The organism is Geodermatophilus sp. SYSU D00698 (assembly GCF_054050335.1).
Map to the genome: position 1 here is coordinate 268,747 of NZ_JBJGZD010000003.1, position 19,403 is coordinate 288,149.

Below are 19,403 nucleotides of genomic sequence, written 5' to 3' on the forward strand. Positions count from 1 at the left end.
ATCGACACCGCCCGCCACTACCCTGCTGGGGACGACCGCGACGACCGGACGGCGAGGACTGTGAGCGACGGACAGGCGGCGAGCCCCCGCGCGCGCCCGGCGGGGTCGTCGGCCAGCGGGCGGGCGCAGGAGAACGCGCTGCTGGTCCTCCTGCGCATCCCGGTGTTCCGCCGCATGTGGGCGGCGATCACCGTCTCCAGCCTCGGCGACTGGCTGGGCCTGCTGGCCACCACGGCGATGGCCCAGCAGCTCACCCGCGACGAGTCGCTCGGCGTCCAGGGCGCGGCGATCTCCGGCGTCATCCTCACCCGGCTGCTGCCCGACCTGCTCCTCGGCCCGATCGCCGGCGCCCTGGCCGACCGGCTCGACCGCCGCACCACCGTCGTCGTCGGCGATCTGCTGGCCTGCTCGCTGTACCTGTCGATCGCCTTCAGCTACGAGCTGACCTGGCTCTACGTGGCCCAGTTCCTCGTCGAGGCGGTGGGGCTGTTCACCAACCCGGCCAAGCAGGCGATCTGGGTGGCGATCGTGCCGCGCGAGCGGCTGGCCGTGGCCAACCAGGTGTCGCTGTTCAGCGTCTACGGCGCGGTGCCGGTGGCGTCGCTGCTGTTCGCCCTGCTGTCCACCGTCGCGCGCGTGTTCCCCGGCAGCGGCGAGGCGGGCGACGCGCGGACGGCGATCGTCGTCGCCCTGCTGTTCAACTCGGCGAGCTTCGCCCTGTCGGCCACCACGGTGCTCCTGTCCCGGCGGCTCATCCCGCGGACGCCCGTCGACCGGCAGTCGTCGTCGAACGTGTTCTCCCTCGTCGTCGAGGGCGTCTCCTTCCTGCGCGGGCAGCCGTTGATGCGCGCGCTGTACGTCGGCGTCATCGGCGCGTTCGGGGCGGGCGGGCTGATCATCGGCGTGGCGCAGCTCTACATCGCCACCCTGGACGCCGGCGCCGCCGGTTACGGCGTGGTGTTCGGCATCGTCTTCACCGGCCTGGCCCTCGGCATGCTGGTCGGGCCGCGGATCCTGCCCACGGTCCCCCGGCGCAGCCTGTTCGCCCGCTCCATCGGCCTGGCCGGGATCGCGCTGCTGGCGATGTCCCTGCTGCAGGACTTCGTCCTCGCCACCATGGCGGCGTTCCTCGTCGGCCTGTTCGCCGGCATCTCCTGGATCATCGGCTACACGCTCATCGGCTACGAGGTCGAGGACCGGCTGCGCGGCCGGGTGTTCGCCTTCGTCGTGTCGTCGGTGCGCATCGTCCTGCTGCTGTCGGTCGCCGTCGGCCCGGGCCTGGCGGGCCTGCTCGGCAACCACGACCTGCGCGTGGGCGAGCTGATGCTCAGCCTCACCGGGCCGGGCCTCACGCTGCTGATCGGCGGCGTCCTCGCGCTGCTGGTGAGCGCCTACGCCGTCCGCCAGGTCGTCCCGCGCGGCCGGCCGGGCACCCGACCCCGCGACGTGTTCCGGCTGCTGTGGGGCAGCTCGGACATCCTGTCGGCCTCGGCCAGCGGCACCGGCCTGTTCGTCGTCGTCGAGGGCGCCGACCGCGACCTCACCCGCCGGTACACCGCCGAGCTCGCCCAGGTGCTGCGCGACTGCGGCTGCCCGGTGGTGGCCACGCACGAGCCGAGCGACACGGCGCTGGGCCGGCAGGTCCGCACGCTGCTCTACCCGCCGGCGCCCGGGGTGCCCGGCGCGACCGACGGCGAGGGCCACCCGGTGGCCGCCTACACCGCGGCGCTGCTGGCGGCCGCCGACCGCGCCGAGCACGTGGCCACGGTCATCCGGCCGGCGCTGCAGCGGCGCGAGGTCGTGGTGTGCAACCACTACGTGGACACCTCGATCGCCTTCCACGGCGCCGGGCAGGGCCTGGACGCCGACCGCATCTTCCGCACCTCGCTGTGGGCCACCCGCGGCCTGCTGCCCGACCTCACCGTGGTCGTCGACTCCGCCGTCACCGCCCGTCCCGTCGACGCCGACGCCGACGCGGTGCGCGCGGCGTTCCTCGCCCAGGCCGAGGCCGCGCCCGACCGCTACGTCGTCGTACCGGGCGAGCTGCTCGGCGCCGACGGGGGCCCGGACGGCGACGGTCTGGTGTCGCGCGCGGTGCGGCGGAAGATCACCACGCTGGTCACCCAGCGCTATCCCGAGCTCGGCGAGCGTCCCGACGGCGCCGCCGGCGCGGCCGACCCGCCCGTCGGCGCAGCGCGGACCGGTACCGGGGGGATCACCGGAACTCCGTAGGCTGACCGGCGTGAGCGCCCCGGTGACCCCCGGCCCGGTGACATGGACGCCCGAGGACACCGAGGCGGTCGGGTGCTGCCTCTGCGGCGTCCCCGGCCGGCTCGTGCACGACCTCTCCCCGTTCGGCGTCGTCCGCTGCCCGTCCTGCGGCCTGGTGTTCGTCAGCCCCCGGCTGCGGCCGGAGGCGCTGCAGCGGCTCTACGACGACGTCGGCTACTTCGAGGGCGGCGTGTACGGCAGCGCCGTCGACGGGGCGGCGCAGGAGCCCCGCCGGCTCGACCCCGCGATGCTGCTGCAGCGCACCTGGACCGCCGGGCGGCTCGCGCTGCTCGACCGGGTCCGGGGCCGCGCCGCCGGCGGCCGGCTGCTCGAGGTCGGCGCCGGCTACGGCCTGTTCCTCGACGCCGCGCGCCGGGCCGGCTGGCGGACCAGCGGGGTGGAGCTGTCCCGCACCGGGGCGAAGCACGCCACCGAGGTGCTCGGCCTGGACGTGTTCTGCGGCCAGCTCGCCGAGGCGCCGCTGGAGCCGGGCTTCGACGTCGTCTGCGCGTGGGACACCGTCGAGCACGTGCCCGACCCGCTCGACTTCTGGCGCACCGCCCGCTCCCTCGTGGCCGACGACGGCGTCGTCCTGTTCTCCACGCCCTACGTCTCGTCGCTGCCGGCGCGGCTGCTCGGCACCCGCTGGTGGACGCTGAAGCCGGCCGAGCACATCTGGCACTTCACCCCGCGCACGCACGCGATGCTGCTGGCCCGCGCCGGGTTCGCGCTGACGCGGGTGGTCCGCAGCCCGCTCGCGCCGAGCAACGCCGGCCGGCTGGACTCCCTGGTCGGCGTCGCGCGCCCCGTCCCCCTGGCCTGACGCGCACGTGCGGGCGGGTCTCGACGGGCTGGTGCCCGCGGACCCGGTGAGGCACGAGCCGGAGCCGGGCTCCCCCGCCGAGCGGGGCGGACGGCGCGGTCACCGTGTTCCGGGACCGGGGCCTCGCGGACCGCTTCGCCGGTGCCGTCCTGCAGTTCGGGACCCACGACCTCGGCGGCCGGACCCGTCTGGGCGGCGGGGTCCTGGGCGGTGGGTCCTGGGCGGCGGGTTCCTAGGCGGCGGGGTCCTCGCCCGCCGGGACGAGCTCGACCCGGGCGCCGCCGGTGCGGAAGGTCTGCCGGTACGCCCGCGGTGAGACGCCGCGGCGGCGGCTGAACTGCTCGCGGAACCCGGCGGCGGTGCCGAAGCCGACCAGCCGGGCGATCTCCTCCACCGGGGCGTCGCTCTCCTCGAGCAGCGCCTCGGCCGCGGCCAGCCGCTGGGACAGCAGCCAGGCGTGCGGCGTCGTGCCCGTCGTGGCCTTGAACCGGCGGGCGAAGCTGCGCGGGCTCATCAGCGCGCGCCGGGCCAGCGCCTCGACGCTGATGTCCTCGGCCAGGTGCGCCCGGGCCCAGTCCAGGACGACGCCGAGCAGGTCGTCCTCGCAGCGGGCGACCGGCTCGTCGATGTACTGGGCCTGCCCGCCGTCGCGGTGCGGCGGCACGACCATCTCGCGCGCCAGGGCGTTGGCCGCCGCGGCGCCCCACTCCCGGCGGACGAGGTGCAGCAGGGCGTCCACGCCGCTCGCCGTCCCGGCGCCGGTGATGATCCGGCCCTCGTCGACGTAGAGGACCCGCGGGTCGACGTCGACCGACGGGTACCGGGCGGCCAGCTCGCCGGCGTACCGCCAGTGGGTGGTGGCGCGCTTGCCGTCGAGCAGCCCGGCCGCCGCGACGACGAAGGCGCCGGTGCAGTGGCTGACGATCTGGGCGCCGCGGGCGTGCACGGCGCGCAGCGCGTCGAGGACCGCCGGCGGGACGGGCGCGGACAGCTTCTCCCACGCGGTCACCAGCACGATGTCGGAGACGGCCAGCCGCTCGAGGCCGTGCTCGACGTACAGCGACAGCCCGGTGTCGGTGCGGACGACGCCCGGCCGGTCGGTGACGATCGCGAAGTCGAAGCGCGGCATGCCGAAGCGGCGGTAGTCGTAGCCGAAGACCTCGGCGGCGACGCCCAGGCCAAAGGCGCCGAGGACGCCGTCCCCGGCGAGCAGGCTGACGACGAGCGGGCGGTCGGGTTCGGTCACGCAGACATGATGGCAGGAAAGACGCGATCCATGTCACCCCTGCCACTCGTCCCGGGTGCAGACGCGGAGCACGCTCGTCCCATGTTGCTGATCACCTGCCCCGTGACCCGGACCGACGAGCTGGTCGCCGAACGGCGCATCCGGTCGGTCGTCAACCACCCGACCCACATCGCGCTGGCGGTCGAGTGCCCCTCCTGCGGGAGCGTGCACGTCTACCGCACCGGCCGGCGCTGGGAGGCCGCGCGGGCCGCCGCGGCCGGCCAGGCCGCTCGACCTGCGGCGGAGCTCACCCACGCCTAGGATCGAACACATGAGCGAATCCAACGCGAACACCGGCCAGGCCGACGACCCCACCGCCGAGAAGGACCCGTCGGACTGGGTGACCGGCGACGAGCCCGCCACCGGGGCGCAGAAGAGCTACCTCGGCACGCTGGCCCGCCAGGCCGGCGAGGACGTGCCGGAGGACATCACGAAGGCCGACGCGTCCCGGAAGATCGACGAGCTCCAGGAGGAGACCGGCCGGGGTCAGTGACCCCGCCGGCCCCTTCCTCGACGGACGCCGGTGGCGGTCGCCGGGAGCGGAGGGCCCGCAGGGTCCTCCCTCGCGGCGACGGGAAGCGGCTCAGCGGCGGCCGGCCACCCGTCCTGGCCGCGGTGGAGGCCGGTGGGCCGACCGTGTCACTGCTCGAACTTGTAGCCCAGACCCCGCACCGTCACGAGGTGCTTCGGGTTGGCCGGGTCGGGCTCGATCTTGGCGCGCAGCCGCTTGACGTGGACGTCGAGGGTCTTGGTGTCGCCCACGTAGTCCGAGCCCCACACGCGGTCGATGAGCTGGCCGCGGGTCAGCACCCGGCCGGCGTTGCGCAGCAGCAGCTCGAGCAGGTCGAACTCCTTGAGCGGCAGCGCCACCGTCTCGCCGTCGACGGCGACCACGTGCCGCTCGACGTCCATCCGCACCGGGCCGGCCTCCAGCGCGCCGTCGGCGGGGGCGTCGACGTCGCCGCGGCGGCGCAGCACCGCCCGGATCCGGGCGACCAGCTCGCGCGCCGAGTACGGCTTGGTGACGTAGTCGTCGGCGCCGAGCTCCAGGCCCACGACCTTGTCGACCTCGGAGTCCTTGGCCGTGAGCATGATGATCGGGACGTTGCTGCGGGAACGCAGGGCCCGGCACACCTCGGTGCCCGGCAGGCCGGGGAGCATGAGGTCGAGCAGGACGACGTCGGCGCCCGCGCGGTCGAACTCGGCCAGGGCGTCGGGGCCGGTCGCGGCGACGACCGCCTCGAACCCCTCCCGCCCGAGCATGTAGGACAGCGCGTCGGAGAAGGACTCCTCGTCCTCCACCACGAGCACTCGGGTCATGACCGTCCTTCCTGGAGGACCGGCGCGGCGCCAGCGGCCGCGCCGGGAGCTTCGCGGCGGTCCTCGACCGCCAGGGGGATGCGCAGCGTGAAGGTGGAGCCGAGGCCCTCCTCGCTCCACACGCTGACCGAACCGCCGTGGTTGCTGGCCACGTGCTTGACGATCGCCAGGCCCAGACCGGTGCCGCCGGTGCTGCTGGCCCGCGACTGGTCCACGCGGTAGAAGCGCTCGAAGACCCGCTCCCGGTCGGCCCGCGGGATGCCGATGCCGCTGTCGGTGACGGCGATCTCGGCGAACCCGCCGCGCGCCCGCGCCCCGACGGCGGTCTTCGTGTTCTCGGGGCTGTAGGCGACCGCGTTGGCCAGCAGGTTGGTGACCGCCGTCGTCAGCTGGGCCTCCACGCCCCGCACGACCAGCCCGTGGGCGCCGCCGACGGCGATCGTGATGCCCTTGGCCGCCGCGGCCAGGCCGGTGCGGTCGACGGCCTCGGCGAGCACCGTGTCGACGTCGACGGGCACGAGCTCGGGCAGCGGTTCGGCGCCCTGCAGGCGGGACAGGTCGATGAGCTCGCGCACGAGCCGGGCCAGCCGGTCGGCCTCGTGCGCCATCCGCGCGGCGAAGCGCTGGACGGTGTCCGGGTCGTCGGCGGCGCCCTGCATGGCCTCGGCGAGCAGGCCCAGCGCGCCGACCGGCGTCTTCAGCTCGTGCCCGACGTTCGCGACGAAGTCGCGCCGGACCGCCTCGACCCGGCGGGCCTCGGTCACGTCCTGGAGGACCAGCGCCACGGGGCCGGGGACGGCCGAGGGCGCGACCTCGCCGGGCGGGGTGTCCAGCCGGACGCCGTGCGCGCCGACCAGCCGCGTGCCGCCGCCGACGACCTCGCCGGGGAGGCTGACGTCCGAGCGCCGGTGCCCGCGGCGACGGACCTCCTTCACGAGGTCCTGCAGCGCGGGGACGACGAGCCGGCGCTCGCGGACGATCCCGAGCCCGCGCGCGGTCGGGTTGGCCACGACGACGGCGTCGTCCTTGTCCAGCAGGAGGACCGCGGGGTCCATGAGGTCGAGCAGCCGGCGGGCGAGCAGCGCCTCGGAGGGTGCGGTCCGGGCGGCGTCGTCGCCGGGGCGCTCGGTCCCGTCGGCGGGCCGGCGGGCGAGCAGCACGACGACGGCCGCCACGACGGCGCCGACGACGAAGCCGGCCCCGAGGGCGACCAGCGTGCTCACGGGGCCGATGCTAGGCCGCGTCCGGACCCGGTCATCCCCCGTGTGAGTGGCGCCGCGACCGGGTAGGGGGACTGTTCACGCTGGGGTGCCCCCACGTTCACCGATCGGGCCCGTCCGGTGTCTCCTCACCGCCTACCCTCGAACCGTCAGGACGGCGCACCGAGCAGACGGTGTCCGGACGGCGGTACCCGGTGGACGGCCGGCCGACGAGGAGGACCCGTGCGCGAGCACTACCGCGAAGAGCTCGAGGACATCAACCACTGCCTGGTGGAGATGGCCAACTCCGTCGGGTCGGCGATGAACAAGGCCACGACCGCGCTGCTCGACGCCGACGTCGCACTGGCCGACCTGGTCATCGCCGGCGACGAGCACATCGACGCGGTGCGCGAGAGCATCGAGGAGCGCTGCTTCACCCTGCTCGCCCGTCAGCAGCCGGTCGCCACCGACCTGCGCACGGTCACCACGGCGATGCGGATCGTCGGCGACCTCGAGCGCATGGGTGACCTCGCCGTCCACGTGGCCAAGCTCGCCCGGATGCGCTTCCCGGAGTCCGCCGTCCCCGCCGAGGTGCGGCCGATCTTCCTCGAGGCCGGCCACGTCGCGCAGAGCCTGGTCACGCAGGTCGGCGCCGTCATCGCCAAGCTCGACGTCGAGGGCGCCGCGCAGCTGGAGAAGGACGACGACCTCATGGACCAGCTGCACCGCCAGCTGTTCACTGAGCTGCTCAGCCCCGGCTGGACGCACGGCATGGAGTCGGCCATCGACATCACCCTGCTCGGCCGCTACTACGAGCGCTTCGCCGACCACGCCGTGAGCGTCGCCCGCCGGGTGGTCTTCCTCGTCACCGGCGAGCGGGACATGCAGGCGGTCTGACCCCACCCCACACGCACGAGGGCCTCCCCACCGCCGGCGGTGGGGAGGCCCTCTGCACGTCGTCGCCCTACCGGGCTCCCACCGCGGCCACGTGCGGTGTCAGTCGCGCGGAGCACCGACCGCGCTCCCTCGCGGAGGCCTCCGGCCCCCACTCGTCAGCACGAGCTCGCTGTCGCTCGCTACTTCTTGCCCTGGTTCCTGACCGCCTCGATCGCGGCCGCGGCGGCCTCGGGGTCGAGGTACTCCCCGCCCGGCTTCACCGGCCGCAGGTCGGCGTCGAGGTCGTAGCGCAGCGGGACGCCGGTGGGGATGTTCAGCCCGACCACCTCGTCCTCGCCCATGCCGTCGAGGTGCTTGACCAGCGCCCGCAGGCTGTTGCCGTGCGCGGCCACCAGCACGGTGGCGCCGCTGCGCAGGTCCGGGACGATCGCGTCGTACCAGTACGGGAGCATCCGGACGACGACGTCGGCCAGGCACTCGGTGGCCGGCCGCACCTCCGGCGGCAGGAAGGCGTAGCGCGGGTCGGCGTCCTGCGAGAACTCGCTGCCGGCCTCGATCGGCGGCGGCGGGGTGCTGTAGGAGCGCCGCCAGGTCATGAACTGCTCCTCGCCGTACTCGGCGAGGGTGGCCGCCTTGTCCTTGCCCTGCAGCGCGCCGTAGTGCCGCTCGTTGAGCCGCCACGAGCGGCGCACCGGGATCCACTGCCGGTCGGCGGCCGCCAGCGCCAGCTCCGCGGTGGTGATCGCCCGCCGCAGCAGCGAGGTGTGCAGCACGTCGGGCAGCAGGCCGTGCTCGGCCAGCAGCTGCCCGCCACGGGCCGCCTCGGCCCGGCCCTTCTCCGACAGCTCGACGTCCACCCAGCCGGTGAACAGGTTGGCCTTGTTCCACTCGCTCTCGCCGTGGCGGAGCAGGACGAGGGTTCCGGGCGCGTTCTCGACAGACGTCGTCACACCGGTCATCCTGCCAGCAGCGGCCAGAGCACCCAGGCCTCGTACAGCACCGGCGGGACCAGCCCGAGCAGCAGCCACGGGCTGACCACCCGGCGGGCGGCACCCCAGCGCACGGCGGCGACGAGCGCCACGCTGCAGGTCAGCGCGACCGCCAGCCACAGCGCGGTGGCGGCGACGTCGACGACGAACAGCTGCGCCAGCACCAGCTGCACCGCGCACAGCAGCAGCGGGTAGACCAGGCCGGACGCGGCGACCACGCCGATCAGCGCGCGGCCCAGCCGTTCCTGCGCGGCGGGCGGCTCCTGCACGCACCCACGCTAGGCCCGTCAGGTCGCCCGTGCGCCCGTCTCGCGTCGCCCGGGCAGCCACACCAGGACGACGACGGCAGCGACCGCCGCGGCCGCCGCGGTCCCGACGGCGGTCAGGTGCATCGCCGCGACGAACGCGTCACGGGCGGTGTCGGCGAGCGCGTCGGCGGCCGCGGCGAGCTCGGCGTCGCCGGCGGCCCGCGCCTCGTCCGCCGTCGCCCCGGCCAGCTCTAGGGTCGCCGCGACGGAGGTGCTCGCCTCGTCGCGCAGCCCGGCCGGCAGCACGTCGACGGCGCCGCGGACGTTGGCCGCGTACGCGGTCGCCAGCACCGAGCCGAGGATCGCGACGCCGAGCGCCCCGCCCACCTGGCGGACGGTGTTGTTCACCGCCGCGCCCGCGCCGGCCTTCTCCCGCGGCACGACCGACATGATCGACTCGGTGGCCGGGGCCATGACCGCGCCCATGCCCAGCCCCTGCACCGTCAGCGTGGTGAGCAGCAGCCACAGCGGCGCGGCCTGGTCGAGCAGCTGGAAGCCCAGGAACGACAGCGTGATGAGCCCGAAACCGGTCGCGCAGACGGCCTTGGCGCCGAACCGCTCGGCCAGCCGGGAGCTGCGCGGCGCCATCACCGCCATGCCCAGCGCCACCGGGATGAGCGCGGCGCCGGACTGCAGCGGGTCGTAGCCGCGGGCGCCCTGCAGGTAGTAGACGAGGTAGAAGGTCGCGCCCATCAGGGCGAAGAAGTTCAGGCCCAGCGCGGCGGCGGCCGCGGAGAACGCCGGGTTGCGGAACAGCGAGACGTCGAGCGCCGGGTGCGTCGAGCGCCGCTGCAGCCAGACGAACAGCACCACGAGCAGCACGCCGCCGACCAGCGGGACGAGCACCCCGGGCGTCCCCCAGCCCACGCCCGAGCCGCCGTGGATGATCCCGTAGACCAGCCCGGCCAGCGCGGCGATCGACAGCAGCACGCCCGGGAGGTCGAGCCGGCCGGGGTCGGGGTCCCGCGACTCGGGCACGAACGCGAGCGTGCCGAGGACGCCGACCAGGGCGACCGGCACGCCGATGAGGAAGATCGCGCCCCACCAGAAGTGCGTCAGCACGAGACCGCTGGCCAGCGGGCCGCCGGCGACGGCGAGCCCGGCGGTGGCCGCCCAGATCCCGATGGCGCGGCCGCGCTCGGCCGGCGGGAAGACGTTGGTGATGACGGCGAGCGTCGTCGGCTGCACCGCGGCCCCGCCGACGCCCATGACCGCCCGCCACGCGATGAGCTCCAGCGGGCTGTCGGAGGAGGCGGCCAGCACCGAGCCGCCGGCGAACACCGCGAGACCGATCAGCAGCACACGGCGGCGGCCGATGCGGTCGCCGATGACGCCCCAGGAGAACAGCAGCCCGGCGAAGACCACGATGTAGGCGTCGACGGCCCACTGGAGCTCGCCCTGGGTGGCGCCGAGCTCCCGCTGCAGCGTCGGGATGGCGACGTTGAGCGTCGTGTTGCCGGTGATCACCACGAGCAGGCAGACGGTCATCGTGGCCAGCACCCACCACCGCCGGGCGTAGCCGGGACGCTCCTCGACGGCCGGCGCCGCCGCGGGCCGCCCGGTGGTGGTCATCCCCCGTCGTCCGCGGAGGACGCTCCCCCGCCGTCGGCCGGTCGCCGGGTCGTGCCCCGCTGGGCGAAGGCGGCGAAGGCCTCCAGGTTGCGCAGCGACTCGCCGCGCTTGACCCGCCACTCCCACTCCCGGCGGATCGAGGTGCCGAAGCCGATCTCGAGCATGGTGTTGAAGTGGTCGTCGGCGTAGCTGAGGACCGCGCCGAGCAGCCGGTCGAGCTCCTCCGGGGTCACCGCGGCGTGCGGGACGCGGCCGGTGAGGTAGACGTCGCCGACCCGGTCGACCGAGTAGGCGACGCCGTACATGCGCGCGTTGTGCTGCAGCAGGTAGGTCCACAGCTGCTCGCGGTTCTCGTCGGGCTGGCGGCAGACGAACGCCTCGATCCGCAGCGCGTGCTCGCCGACGATGAGCCCGCAGACCGTCTTGAGCTTCTTGGTGCCCGGGAGGTCGACCAGCCAGCGGCCGGGCGCCGGGTGCTCGTGCACCAGGTCGGCCTCGCGCAGCGTGCGGTCGACGACGGCGTCCAGGGCGGCGACGACGTCGGCGCGGGTGGAGGGCGCCTCCCCGGTCCCGTCGCTCACCGCGCCCCCTCGCTCACCAGGCCACCTGCGTCCCGGCCACCGGCCGCAGCGAGCCCAGCGTGCGGCTGCGCCGGGCGGCCGCGGCCATCTCGGCGGCGGCCGAGGAGTAGGCGGCCACCAGCGCGTCGGCGGTGCGGTCCCAGGAGAAGGCCGCGGCGTGCCGGCGGGCACCGGCGCCCATCAGCTGCCGGCGCTCGAGGACCGCGCGGACCGCCGCCGCGTAGGCGCCCGGGTCCCGCCCGTCGACCAGGACGCCGGACACCCCGTCGCGGACCGCCGTCCGCAGGCCGCCGACCGACGCGGCGACCACCGGCGTCCCGCAGGCCTGGGCCTCGAGCGCGACCAGACCGAAGGACTCGTTGTGGCTGGGGACGACGGCGACGTCGGCGGCGCGGTAGTGCAGGGCCAGCCGGTCGGGCGGCTGCGGCGGGAGGAAGCGCACCAGGTCGGCGATGCCCAGGTGCGCGGCGAGCTCCTCGAGCTGCCGCGGCGCCTCCAGGCCCGACCCGCTCGGCGCCCCGACGACGTGCACCCGCAGCCGGGAGCGCAGCGCGGGGTCGTCCGCGAGCATCCGGGCGGCGGTGGCCAGCAGCAGGTCCGGCGCCTTGAGCGGCTGGATGCGGCCGACGAAGGTCAGCACGACGGCGTCGGCGGGCAGGCGCAGCGCGCGGCGGGCGGCGGTGCGGTCGCCGGGGACGAACCGGTCGAGGTCCACGCCCGGGGGGACGACGAGGGTGCGGCGCGGGTCGGCCCCGTAGTGCTCGACGAGCTGGTCGGCCTCCTCGTCGGTGTTGGCCACCAGCCGGTCGGCCTCGGCGACCACCTGCTCCTCGCCGATCACGCGGGCGCGCGGCTCGGGCCGGTCGCCGTCGGCCAGCGCGGCGTTCTTCACCTTGGCGAGGGTGTGCGCGGTGTGGATCAGCGGCACGTTCCAGCGGTCGCGCGCCAGCCAGCCGACCTGACCCGAGAGCCAGTAGTGCGAGTGGACGACGTCGTAGTGGCCCGGCTCGTGCTGGGCCTCCTCGCGCAGCACGCCGGCGGTGAAGGCGCACAGCTGGCCGGGGAGCTCCTCCTTGCCCAGGCCCTCGAACGGCCCGGCGCTGACGTGCCGCACGGTCACGCCCGGGCTCATCTCGACCACCGGCGGCAGGTCGCTGGAGGTGGCGCGGGTGAACACGTCGACGGCGATGCCGCGGGCGGCCAGCCGGCGGGAGACCTCGACGATGTAGACGTTCATGCCCCCGGCGTCGCCGGCGCCGGGCTGGTCGAGCGGGCTGGTGTGCACCGAGATGGTCGCCACCCGCCGCGGCGCGCGCGGAGGGAGGAGGCGGCGAGCAGGCACCCACGACCTCCCGCCTCGCCGCCCCGGGTGCCGGTGCGGCACCCCTGTCGACTCCCCATCCTGCAACAGGGTCAGGATGACCACATGACCGGTGTTGCCGAGATCTCCTCCTCCGGCCCGCGGCCGCTGCCGGGGACCGGCCGCACCGCCGTCGTCACGGGCGCCTCGAGCGGCATCGGCGCGGCCACCGCGGCCCGGCTGGCGGCCGAGGGCTTCGACGTCGTCGTGGGGGCCCGGCGGCTGGACCGGCTGACCGCGCTCGCCGAGCGGATCGGCGCCCGGGCGCTGCCGCTGGACCTCACCGACCCGGCGTCGGTCGAGGCGTTCGCCGCCGCCCTGGACCGCGTGGACGTGCTGGTCAACAACGCCGGCGGGGCGTTCGACGCCGCGCCGGTGGCCGAGGCCGACCTCGACTCCTGGGCGCGGACCTACGAGGTGAACGTGCTCGGCACCGTCCGGCTGACCAAGGCGCTGCTGCCCAAGCTCGTCGCGTCCGGCGCCGGCGACCTGCTGTTCATGGGCTCCACCGCGGGGCTGGTCTCCTACGAGGGCGGGGCGTCGTACACGGCGGCCAAGCACGCGGTGCACACCCTGGCCGAGACGTTGCGGCTGGAGCTGTACGACCAGCCGGTCCGGGTCGTGGAGATCGCGCCCGGGATGGTCAAGACCGAGGAGTTCACCCTCAACCGGGTCGGCGACCGGGAGAGGGCGGAGTCGGTCTACCGCGGCGTGCGCCGGCCCCTGGTGGCCGAGGACGTCGCCGACTGCGTCGCCTGGGCGCTCACCCGCCCGCACCACGTCAACGTCGACCTGCTCGTCGTCCGCCCGCGCGCCCAGGCCGCCCAGCACAAGGTGCACCGCGAGTCCGACTGAGCCCGCGGGCAGGCTGCGACGGCGTCGGGGTCCGGGGTGCGCGGGTCGGGGCCTACAGCCGGGTGGGCTCCGGGACCAGGGTGACGCCGAAGCGCTCGCGGACCGCCGCGACGACGCGGTCGGCGAAGGCCATGAGCTCGGCCGCCGTCGCGCCGGGCTCGGTGGTCAGGGCGAGGCTGTGCCGCGACGACGTCCCGACCCGGCCCTCGCGCGTGCCGCGGCCGAAGCCGGCCGACTGCACCAGCCACGCCGCGCTGAGCTTGACCAGCCCGTCCCCGGCCGGCCAGCTCGGGCAGCCGGGCACCGCCTGCTCCGCCGGGACGACCGGGTTGGTGAAGAACGACCCGGCGCTGCGGGTGTCGGGGTCGGCGGGGTCGACGACCATCCCCTTGCCGCGGCGCAGCTCGAGCACCGCCGCACGGACGTCGGCCAGCGGCGCGCGCCCGCCGAGGTCCACGCCCAGCCGCTTGGCCAGCTCGGCGTAGCCCACCGGCCGGGACAGCGGCCCGGCGTCCAGCGCGAAGGTCACGGTGAGGACGACGAACCGGCCGGGCTCGCGCTTGAGCCGGCTGTCGCGGTAGCCGAAGGCGCACTCGGCGTTGGTCAGCGTGCGCTCGCGCTTCTCGGCGCGGTCGTACACCCGCACCTCGGTGATCGTCTGCGCGACCTCCTGGCCGTAGGCGCCGACGTTCTGCACCGGGGTGGCGCCGGTCGAGCCGGGGATGCCCGACAGCGCCTCCATGCCGGCGAGCTCCTGCGCGACGGTGAGCGCGACGAGGTCGTCCCAGTCCTCGCCGGCCTGCACCTCGAGGACGTCGCCGCGCCGCTCGACCCCGCGGCTGCGCACCGCGACGACGTCACCGGCCCACCCCTCGTCGGGCGCGACCAGGTTCGACCCGCCGCCGAGGACGAGCAGCGGCCGCCCGGCCTCGTCGGCCTTCCGCACGGCGGCGACCAGCTCGGCGGCGTCGGTGACCTCGACCAGCCGCTCGACGGGGCCGCCGACGCCGAGGGTGGTGAGGTCGGCGAGACGGGCGTCGGAGCGGAGGAGCACCAGCCCACGGTAGCCGCGGCGCGCGAGCCCGCCGGGCAGGGCGACTACCCTCGGGGCCGGTGAGCGACGGGGGCAGCGAGCACAAGCGCCGGGCGAACCTGGCGCCGAGGAAGGCCCACCCCCGGCTGGCCGCCGGCCGCGCGCGGGCGCTGGGCCTGCCCACGCGGGGCACCACGAACGCCAATCGGCTGCGCCGGGTCGACCGCTGGCTGGTCGCCACCCAGGTGCCGCGGCTGCGCGACGCGGCCCGCCCGCTGGTGGTCGACCTCGGCTACGGCTCCTCGGCGGTCACCACGCTGGAGCTGGCCGAGCGGCTGGGCCCGGAGGTCCCGGGGCTCGAGGTGGTCGGCCTCGAGATCGACCCGGACCGCGTCGCCGCCGTCGCCGGGGACCGCGACCCGCCCCGGGTCGACTTCCGCGTCGGCGGGTTCGAGCTGGCCGGGCTGCAGCCGGTCCTCGTGCGGGCGTTCAACGTGCTGCGCCAGTACGACGAGGCGTCGGCCGCGCGGGCGTGGGAGACGATGTGCGCCGCCCTGGGCCCCGGGGGGCTGCTGGTCGAGGGCACCTGCGACGAGTGGGGACGGCGGGCGACCTGGGTGGCCCTCGACGCCGACGGGCCGCTGACCCTCACGCTGGCCGCGCGGGTCGCCGACCTCGAGCGCCCCTCCGACCTCGCCGAGCGGCTGCCCAAGGCGCTCATCCACCACAACGTCCCCGGCCGCCCGGTGCACGCGCTGCTGCGCGCCCTGGACGCCGCGTGGGCCTCGGCGGCGGGCCTGTCGACGTTCGGACCGCGGCAGCGCTGGACCGCCGCGGTGCAGGCGCTGGCCGACGACGGCTGGCCGCTGGTCGGCAGCAGCCGCCGCTGGCGGCACGGCGAGCTCACCGTCCGCTGGTCGGCGGTGGCGCCGGCGTGAGGCGTCCCCGGCCGGAGGTGCTCCCGCCCGGCCCCACCGAGGTCGACGGCGGCACCGCCGAGCTGCTCGGCGACGCCGACCGCGACGGCTCCTGGGTGCTGGTGCTCGACGGCACGCCGCAGTCGCACGTCGACCTCGACGACCCCGGGCACCTGGAGTTCGAGTACGTGCGCCGGATGGGTCACGTGCTCGACCTCGCCGCGCCGGAGGGCGAGCCGCTCGACGTCGTCCACCTCGGCGGCGGCGCGCTGACGCTCGCCCGCTACGTGGCGGTGACCCGCCCCGGCTCGCGGCAGCGGGTGGTGGAGCTCGACCAGCGGCTCACCGACCTGGTCCGCGCCCACCTGCCGCTGCCCCGCGGCGCCCGCGTGCGGGTGCGCGCCGCCGACGCCCGCGCCGGCCTGGCCGCGCTGCCGACGGCGAGCGCCGACGTCGTCGTCAGCGACGTCTTCGCCGGCGCCCGCACCCCCGCCCACCTGACGACGGTCGAGTACGCCGCCGAGGTGCACCGGGTGCTGCGGCCGGGCGGGGTGCTGGCGGCCAACGTCGCCGACGGCCCGCCGCTGCGCTTCGCCCGCGGCCAGGTGGCCACGCTGTGCGCCGTCTTCCGGCACGTCGCCGTCCTGGCCGAGCCGGGCACGCTGCGCGGACGGCGGTTCGGCAACCTGGTCGCGGTGGCCTCCGACGCGGAGCTGCCGGTGGCCGGGCTGACCCGGCGCTGCGCGGGGGACCCGATGCCGGCGCGGGTGGTGACCGGCCCCGACCTCGCCCGGTTCACCGGCAGGGCGCAGCCGGTGCACGACGACGGCGCGGTGCCCTCACCGGAGCCTCCCCCAGGGGTCTTCGGCCGCTGACCAGGGTCTTCCCCGATGTCCGGGGCGGCCGGCCGCGCCTAGTGTCGGGTCATGACGTACCCCGCACCGGCCCCGCGCCGTCTCGCCCGCGACACCCGCAACAAGATGATCGCCGGCGTGTGCGCCGGGATCGCCCGCCGCTACGGCATCTCCACCGGCGCCCTGCGGCTGGCGTTCGTGGTCTCGTGCATCCTGCCGGGGCCGCAGTTCATCGCGTACCTCGTCCTGTGGGTGCTGATGCCCGCGGACGACCGCTGGTGACCCGCCGACCCGGCGGGCCGGCTCACCAGCTGCTGTTGCCCCGCTGCACGCCGCGGACCGCGGGCCGCACGTCGACCAGGTAGACGACGGTGGCGATCACCGCGGGCAGGCCGAGGAAGGTCATCGGCCCCTGCAGGTAGATGACCACCGCGGCCAGCGCGGTGATCGCCGCCCAGGCCGGCTTGCTCAGCTTGCCGGCGGCGACGTAGCCGGCAGCCGGGCGGATGACGGCGTCGACGAACGCCCAGGCCGCGACGGCCAGCAACACCAGCCGCAGGCCCTCGAGAACGGCCCAGTCGAACCCCATGCCCGGAGGGTACCCGCCGGGACGCCGTCACTGCCTCCCCCGCGGGGGACGTCCCACCCCGGTGGACGCGACAGGGCCCCGGAGCGCGGTGGCAGCTCCGGGGCCCTGGTCTCGCGTGGCCCTCCTGCAGGGGCCCGCCGCGAGCGTGCGAGCGGCGAGGGGCAGGAGGGTCCTTGCTCAGTCGGTCGTCTTGGCGGTGCGGGTGCGGCTCACGCGGGCCGAGGTGCCGGTGGCCTTGCCGCGGGCGGCGGTGGTGCGCTTGGCCGGCTTGCGGGCCGCCTTGGCGGTCGCCTCGTCCGTGGCCTCGGCGCCCTCCTCGATGGCGGCCTTGGCCTGGTCGGCGGCCTGGTCGACGGCCTGCTCGGCCTTGGCGGCGGCCTTGGTGGTCTTCGAGGCGGCCTTCTGGACCAGCGAGGTGACCTCGTCGGAGGCCTCGTTCACGGCCTCGGCGGCCTCCTCGATGACCTCCTCGACGGCGTCCTCGACGGTGTCGACGGCCTGCTCGGCGCGGACCACGAAGCGGCGGAAGCCGGGCTGGCGGCGCAGCTCCTGCAGCACGTCGGCGCCGCGCTCGGCCAGCTGCTCGACGGTGGCGGTGGCCTGGGTGCGGGCCTGCTCGACCAGGGTCGAGACGGTGCTCACGACCACGTCCGGACGGACGGCGGTGGCCAGCTGACGGCCGTTGGCGCGGGCCTGGGTGACGGCCTCGCGGGCGCGGTCGGCGGCCTGCTCGGCGCGGGTGCGGGCCTCCTTGGTGGCCAGGTCGACCTGGACCTGGGCCTCACCGGGGAGGGTGCGCAGCGAGGCGAGCACGGTGCGGGCCTGCTCGACGGCGAGGTCACCGGCGCCGACGGCGACGAGGAACTGACGGCGGCCGCGCTCGGCGACCTGCTCCAGCAGGGTGGTGGCGGTGGTCATGCGGACTCCTTGGAGGGGGTCGGGTCGGATCCGGGCGGAACGCCCGGGGCGGTGCTCGGTGCGGTGGTGCGGGTGGCCGCGTACTCGCGGACGTAGGTCTCGTACAGCTCGACGAGCACGGCCTTGTGCCGCTCGGAGAGCTGGTCGTCGGACCGGATGGCCGCGACCGTGTCGGGGTTGCCGGCCCGCCGGTCGAGGATGCCCGCCTGCTCGTAGAGCGACTCGGCGGAGATCTTCAGACCCCGGGCGATGGCGGCGAGGATCTCCGCCGACGGCTTGCGCAGCCCCCGTTCCACCTGCGACAGGTAGGGGTTGCTCACCCCCGCGGTGCGGGCGAGCTCGCGCAGGGACACCCGGGCGGCGCTGCGCTGCTCCCGGATGTACTCCCCGACCTGCGAGCGCACCGCCGAGACCTGCTGGGCCTCGGCCGCGACGGTCTCCGCGACGCTGCCGGCGAACTGGTCCACCTTCTCGCGGACCGACCTCACCTGACCGCTCACGAACTCGCCGGGGGTCTGCACGTCTCCGACGCTAACCACGGGTGCTAGCAGCTGCAAGCGGAGGAGCAAGCACCGGGGCGTGAGTCGCCTCACACCCGGCGTGTCGCCGTCAGCCGGCGAGCACCGCCGAGGACCGGACCTCGCCGACGACGCCGTCGCCGCCGGTCACGGGAGTGACCGACCAGCGGGCCAGCGCCTCGGCGTCCACCCCGAGCCTGCGCAGCACGGCGGCGAGGACGGGCGCACGCCCGCGGTCGCCGCCGTCGTCGAGCTTGAAGGCGACCGCACCGCGGCCGGGCAGCGCGGCGACGTGCACGCCGTCGGCCCCGCCCTTGACCAGCAGCCCGGGGACGGCGGTCATGAGGTCGGTGTCGTCCCGGCCGGTGCCGGCGACGTACCAGGGGTGCGCCCGCATCGCGTCGGCCACCGCCCGCTCGGGGCTGCCCGACGGCGCCTCCACCAGGGAGCCGACGCCGCGCGCCAGCCCGGTCAGGGACAGCCCGTGCTGCGGCGCGCCGCACCCGTCGACGACGACGGCGGCCACCTGCTCGCCGGCCGCGTCGGACAGGCGGGCCTCGATCGCCTGCTGCAGCGGGTGGCCCGGGTCGAGGTAGCCCTCCGTCGGCCAGCCGGCGGCGACGCAGGAGGCGAGCATCGCGGCGTGCTTGCCCGAGCAGTTGAACGCCAACCGCTCCGGCTCGCGGCCGGCGACCAGCCAGGCGGCGCGGGTCGGCTCGTGCCCGGGGAGGGCCGCCGGGCAGCCCAGCGCGTCCGGACCGAGGCCGGCGGCGGCGAGCACGGCGGCGGCGAGGTCGCGGTGGCCGTCCTCACCGGCGTGCGAGCCGGCCGAGACGGCCAGCTCCTCACCCGAGCGCGGCTGCCAGCCGGCCGCGAGGTAGGCCGTGGCCTGCACCGGCTTGTTCGACGAGCGGGGCAGGACCGGGCGGGCGACGTCACCGGCCGACCAGCGCACCCCGCCGTCGGGACCGACGACGACGACCGCGCCGCGGTGGACGGACTCCAGGAACCCCGAGCGCCAGACCTCCACGAGGACCGGCGCCTCCGGCCACGGTGACGTACCGGAACGGCCCCCGCGCGGGGTCCCGCCGGGAGCCTGCGAGTGGTGGGGGGC

General features: G+C 75.9%; 22 protein-coding genes. 9 read left to right on the top strand and 13 right to left on the bottom strand.

Annotated elements, in window-relative coordinates:
- Positions 1-60 precede the first annotated feature (60 nt).
- Both ACI8AB_RS04645 and ACI8AB_RS04650 read left to right on the top strand, forming a co-directional pair.
- Positions 61-2,232, top strand: a complete 2,172-nt coding sequence (locus ACI8AB_RS04645) for a bifunctional MFS transporter/dTMP kinase (protein WP_456949120.1) — start codon at positions 61-63, stop codon at positions 2,230-2,232.
- A 10-nt stretch (positions 2,233-2,242) separates the two neighbouring features.
- Positions 2,243-3,094: a class I SAM-dependent methyltransferase gene (locus ACI8AB_RS04650; RefSeq protein ID WP_456949121.1), complete on the top strand. Its 852-nt coding sequence runs from the start codon at positions 2,243-2,245 to the stop codon at positions 3,092-3,094.
- Positions 3,095-3,326: 232 nt separating this feature from the next.
- Here the strand turns inward: ACI8AB_RS04650 and ACI8AB_RS04655 are convergent, their stop codons facing one another.
- A complete protein-coding gene (locus ACI8AB_RS04655; protein ID WP_456949122.1) occupies positions 3,327-4,340 on the bottom strand; it encodes a helix-turn-helix domain-containing protein in 1,014 nt (337 codons plus the stop codon).
- Positions 4,341-4,421: 81 nt separating this feature from the next.
- Between ACI8AB_RS04655 and ACI8AB_RS04660 the strand changes: the two genes are divergently transcribed.
- Positions 4,422-4,640, top strand: coding sequence for a hypothetical protein (locus ACI8AB_RS04660; protein WP_387988376.1), 219 nt, complete (start codon positions 4,422-4,424; stop codon positions 4,638-4,640).
- Positions 4,641-4,650: 10 nt separating this feature from the next.
- The gene (locus tag ACI8AB_RS04665; protein ID WP_456949123.1) at positions 4,651-4,872 is read left to right on the top strand and encodes a DUF3072 domain-containing protein; all 222 of its coding nucleotides are present in this window, start codon (positions 4,651-4,653) and stop codon (positions 4,870-4,872) included.
- 146 nt (positions 4,873-5,018) lie between these two features.
- Here the strand turns inward: ACI8AB_RS04665 and ACI8AB_RS04670 are convergent, their stop codons facing one another.
- Both ACI8AB_RS04670 and ACI8AB_RS04675 read right to left on the bottom strand, forming a co-directional pair.
- On the bottom strand, positions 5,019-5,699 hold the full coding sequence (locus tag ACI8AB_RS04670) for a winged helix-turn-helix domain-containing protein (RefSeq protein WP_456949124.1): 681 nt from the start codon (positions 5,697-5,699) through the stop codon (positions 5,019-5,021).
- Positions 5,696-6,922, bottom strand: a complete 1,227-nt coding sequence (locus tag ACI8AB_RS04675; protein ID WP_456949125.1) for a sensor histidine kinase — start codon at positions 6,920-6,922, stop codon at positions 5,696-5,698. Before ACI8AB_RS04675 ends, ACI8AB_RS04670 begins: the two co-directional genes overlap by 4 nt.
- Positions 6,923-7,141: 219 nt before the next feature.
- Here ACI8AB_RS04675 and phoU point away from each other — a divergent pair, with 219 nt between their 5' ends.
- Entirely contained in the window at positions 7,142-7,795 is a 654-nt protein-coding gene (phoU, locus tag ACI8AB_RS04680) for a phosphate signaling complex protein PhoU (RefSeq protein WP_387988372.1), read from the top strand.
- 179 nt (positions 7,796-7,974) lie between these two features.
- Here phoU and ACI8AB_RS04685 read toward each other — a convergent pair whose 3' ends face one another.
- From ACI8AB_RS04685 to mshA, 5 genes are read right to left on the bottom strand one after another with little or no spacing between them, the layout of a single operon-like run.
- Positions 7,975-8,745 (bottom strand): phosphoglyceromutase, encoded by a 771-nt coding sequence (locus tag ACI8AB_RS04685; protein ID WP_456949126.1) that lies wholly within the window; start codon positions 8,743-8,745, stop codon positions 7,975-7,977.
- Positions 8,746-8,750: 5 nt separating this feature from the next.
- Complete coding sequence (locus tag ACI8AB_RS04690; RefSeq protein WP_387988370.1) at positions 8,751-9,053, bottom strand: hypothetical protein; 303 nt, start codon at positions 9,051-9,053, stop codon at positions 8,751-8,753.
- 18 nt (positions 9,054-9,071) lie between these two features.
- Positions 9,072-10,664 (bottom strand): MFS transporter, encoded by a 1,593-nt coding sequence (locus tag ACI8AB_RS04695; RefSeq protein ID WP_456949127.1) that lies wholly within the window; start codon positions 10,662-10,664, stop codon positions 9,072-9,074.
- Entirely contained in the window at positions 10,661-11,245 is a 585-nt protein-coding gene (locus ACI8AB_RS04700) for a YbjN domain-containing protein (RefSeq protein WP_456949128.1), read from the bottom strand. Before ACI8AB_RS04700 ends, ACI8AB_RS04695 begins: the two co-directional genes overlap by 4 nt.
- Positions 11,246-11,258: 13 nt before the next feature.
- Positions 11,259-12,587, bottom strand: a complete 1,329-nt coding sequence (gene mshA / locus ACI8AB_RS04705; RefSeq protein WP_456949129.1) for a D-inositol-3-phosphate glycosyltransferase — start codon at positions 12,585-12,587, stop codon at positions 11,259-11,261.
- An 84-nt stretch (positions 12,588-12,671) separates the two neighbouring features.
- On the opposite strand from mshA, the gene ACI8AB_RS04710 reads away from it, so the two are divergent.
- A complete protein-coding gene (locus tag ACI8AB_RS04710) occupies positions 12,672-13,460 on the top strand; it encodes an SDR family oxidoreductase (protein ID WP_387988366.1) in 789 nt (262 codons plus the stop codon).
- A 52-nt stretch (positions 13,461-13,512) separates the two neighbouring features.
- Here ACI8AB_RS04710 and ACI8AB_RS04715 read toward each other — a convergent pair whose 3' ends face one another.
- Positions 13,513-14,514, bottom strand: coding sequence for a UDP-N-acetylmuramate dehydrogenase (locus ACI8AB_RS04715; protein ID WP_456949130.1), 1,002 nt, complete (start codon positions 14,512-14,514; stop codon positions 13,513-13,515).
- A gap of 59 nt (positions 14,515-14,573) precedes the next feature.
- On the opposite strand from ACI8AB_RS04715, the gene ACI8AB_RS04720 reads away from it, so the two are divergent.
- Genes ACI8AB_RS04720 through ACI8AB_RS04730 form a run of 3 tightly spaced genes read left to right on the top strand, consistent with a single transcriptional unit; the run spans position 14,574 to position 16,546 of the window.
- Positions 14,574-15,431 carry a class I SAM-dependent methyltransferase gene (locus ACI8AB_RS04720; protein WP_456949131.1) on the top strand — a complete coding sequence of 286 codons (858 nt, stop codon included), beginning with the start codon at positions 14,574-14,576 and terminating at the stop codon, positions 15,429-15,431.
- The gene (locus tag ACI8AB_RS04725; RefSeq protein ID WP_456949132.1) at positions 15,428-16,285 is read left to right on the top strand and encodes a spermidine synthase; all 858 of its coding nucleotides are present in this window, start codon (positions 15,428-15,430) and stop codon (positions 16,283-16,285) included. The genes ACI8AB_RS04720 and ACI8AB_RS04725 overlap by 4 nt, the downstream gene beginning before the upstream one ends.
- Before the next feature lie 51 nt (positions 16,286-16,336).
- Positions 16,337-16,546 carry a PspC domain-containing protein gene (locus tag ACI8AB_RS04730; protein ID WP_387988362.1) on the top strand — a complete coding sequence of 70 codons (210 nt, stop codon included), beginning with the start codon at positions 16,337-16,339 and terminating at the stop codon, positions 16,544-16,546.
- A gap of 22 nt (positions 16,547-16,568) precedes the next feature.
- Here ACI8AB_RS04730 and ACI8AB_RS04735 read toward each other — a convergent pair whose 3' ends face one another.
- The 4 genes from ACI8AB_RS04735 to ACI8AB_RS04750 all read right to left on the bottom strand — a co-directional run bounded on the left by ACI8AB_RS04735 (position 16,569) and on the right by ACI8AB_RS04750 (position 19,319).
- Positions 16,569-16,853 carry a DUF2516 family protein gene (locus ACI8AB_RS04735; protein ID WP_387988361.1) on the bottom strand — a complete coding sequence of 95 codons (285 nt, stop codon included), beginning with the start codon at positions 16,851-16,853 and terminating at the stop codon, positions 16,569-16,571.
- A 177-nt stretch (positions 16,854-17,030) separates the two neighbouring features.
- Complete coding sequence (locus ACI8AB_RS04740; protein ID WP_456901447.1) at positions 17,031-17,771, bottom strand: hypothetical protein; 741 nt, start codon at positions 17,769-17,771, stop codon at positions 17,031-17,033.
- Positions 17,768-18,292 (bottom strand): helix-turn-helix domain-containing protein, encoded by a 525-nt coding sequence (locus tag ACI8AB_RS04745; RefSeq protein ID WP_456949133.1) that lies wholly within the window; start codon positions 18,290-18,292, stop codon positions 17,768-17,770. Before ACI8AB_RS04745 ends, ACI8AB_RS04740 begins: the two co-directional genes overlap by 4 nt.
- Before the next feature lie 88 nt (positions 18,293-18,380).
- Positions 18,381-19,319 carry an asparaginase gene (locus tag ACI8AB_RS04750; RefSeq protein ID WP_456949134.1) on the bottom strand — a complete coding sequence of 313 codons (939 nt, stop codon included), beginning with the start codon at positions 19,317-19,319 and terminating at the stop codon, positions 18,381-18,383.
- Between the last annotated feature and the right edge of the window lie 84 nt (positions 19,320-19,403).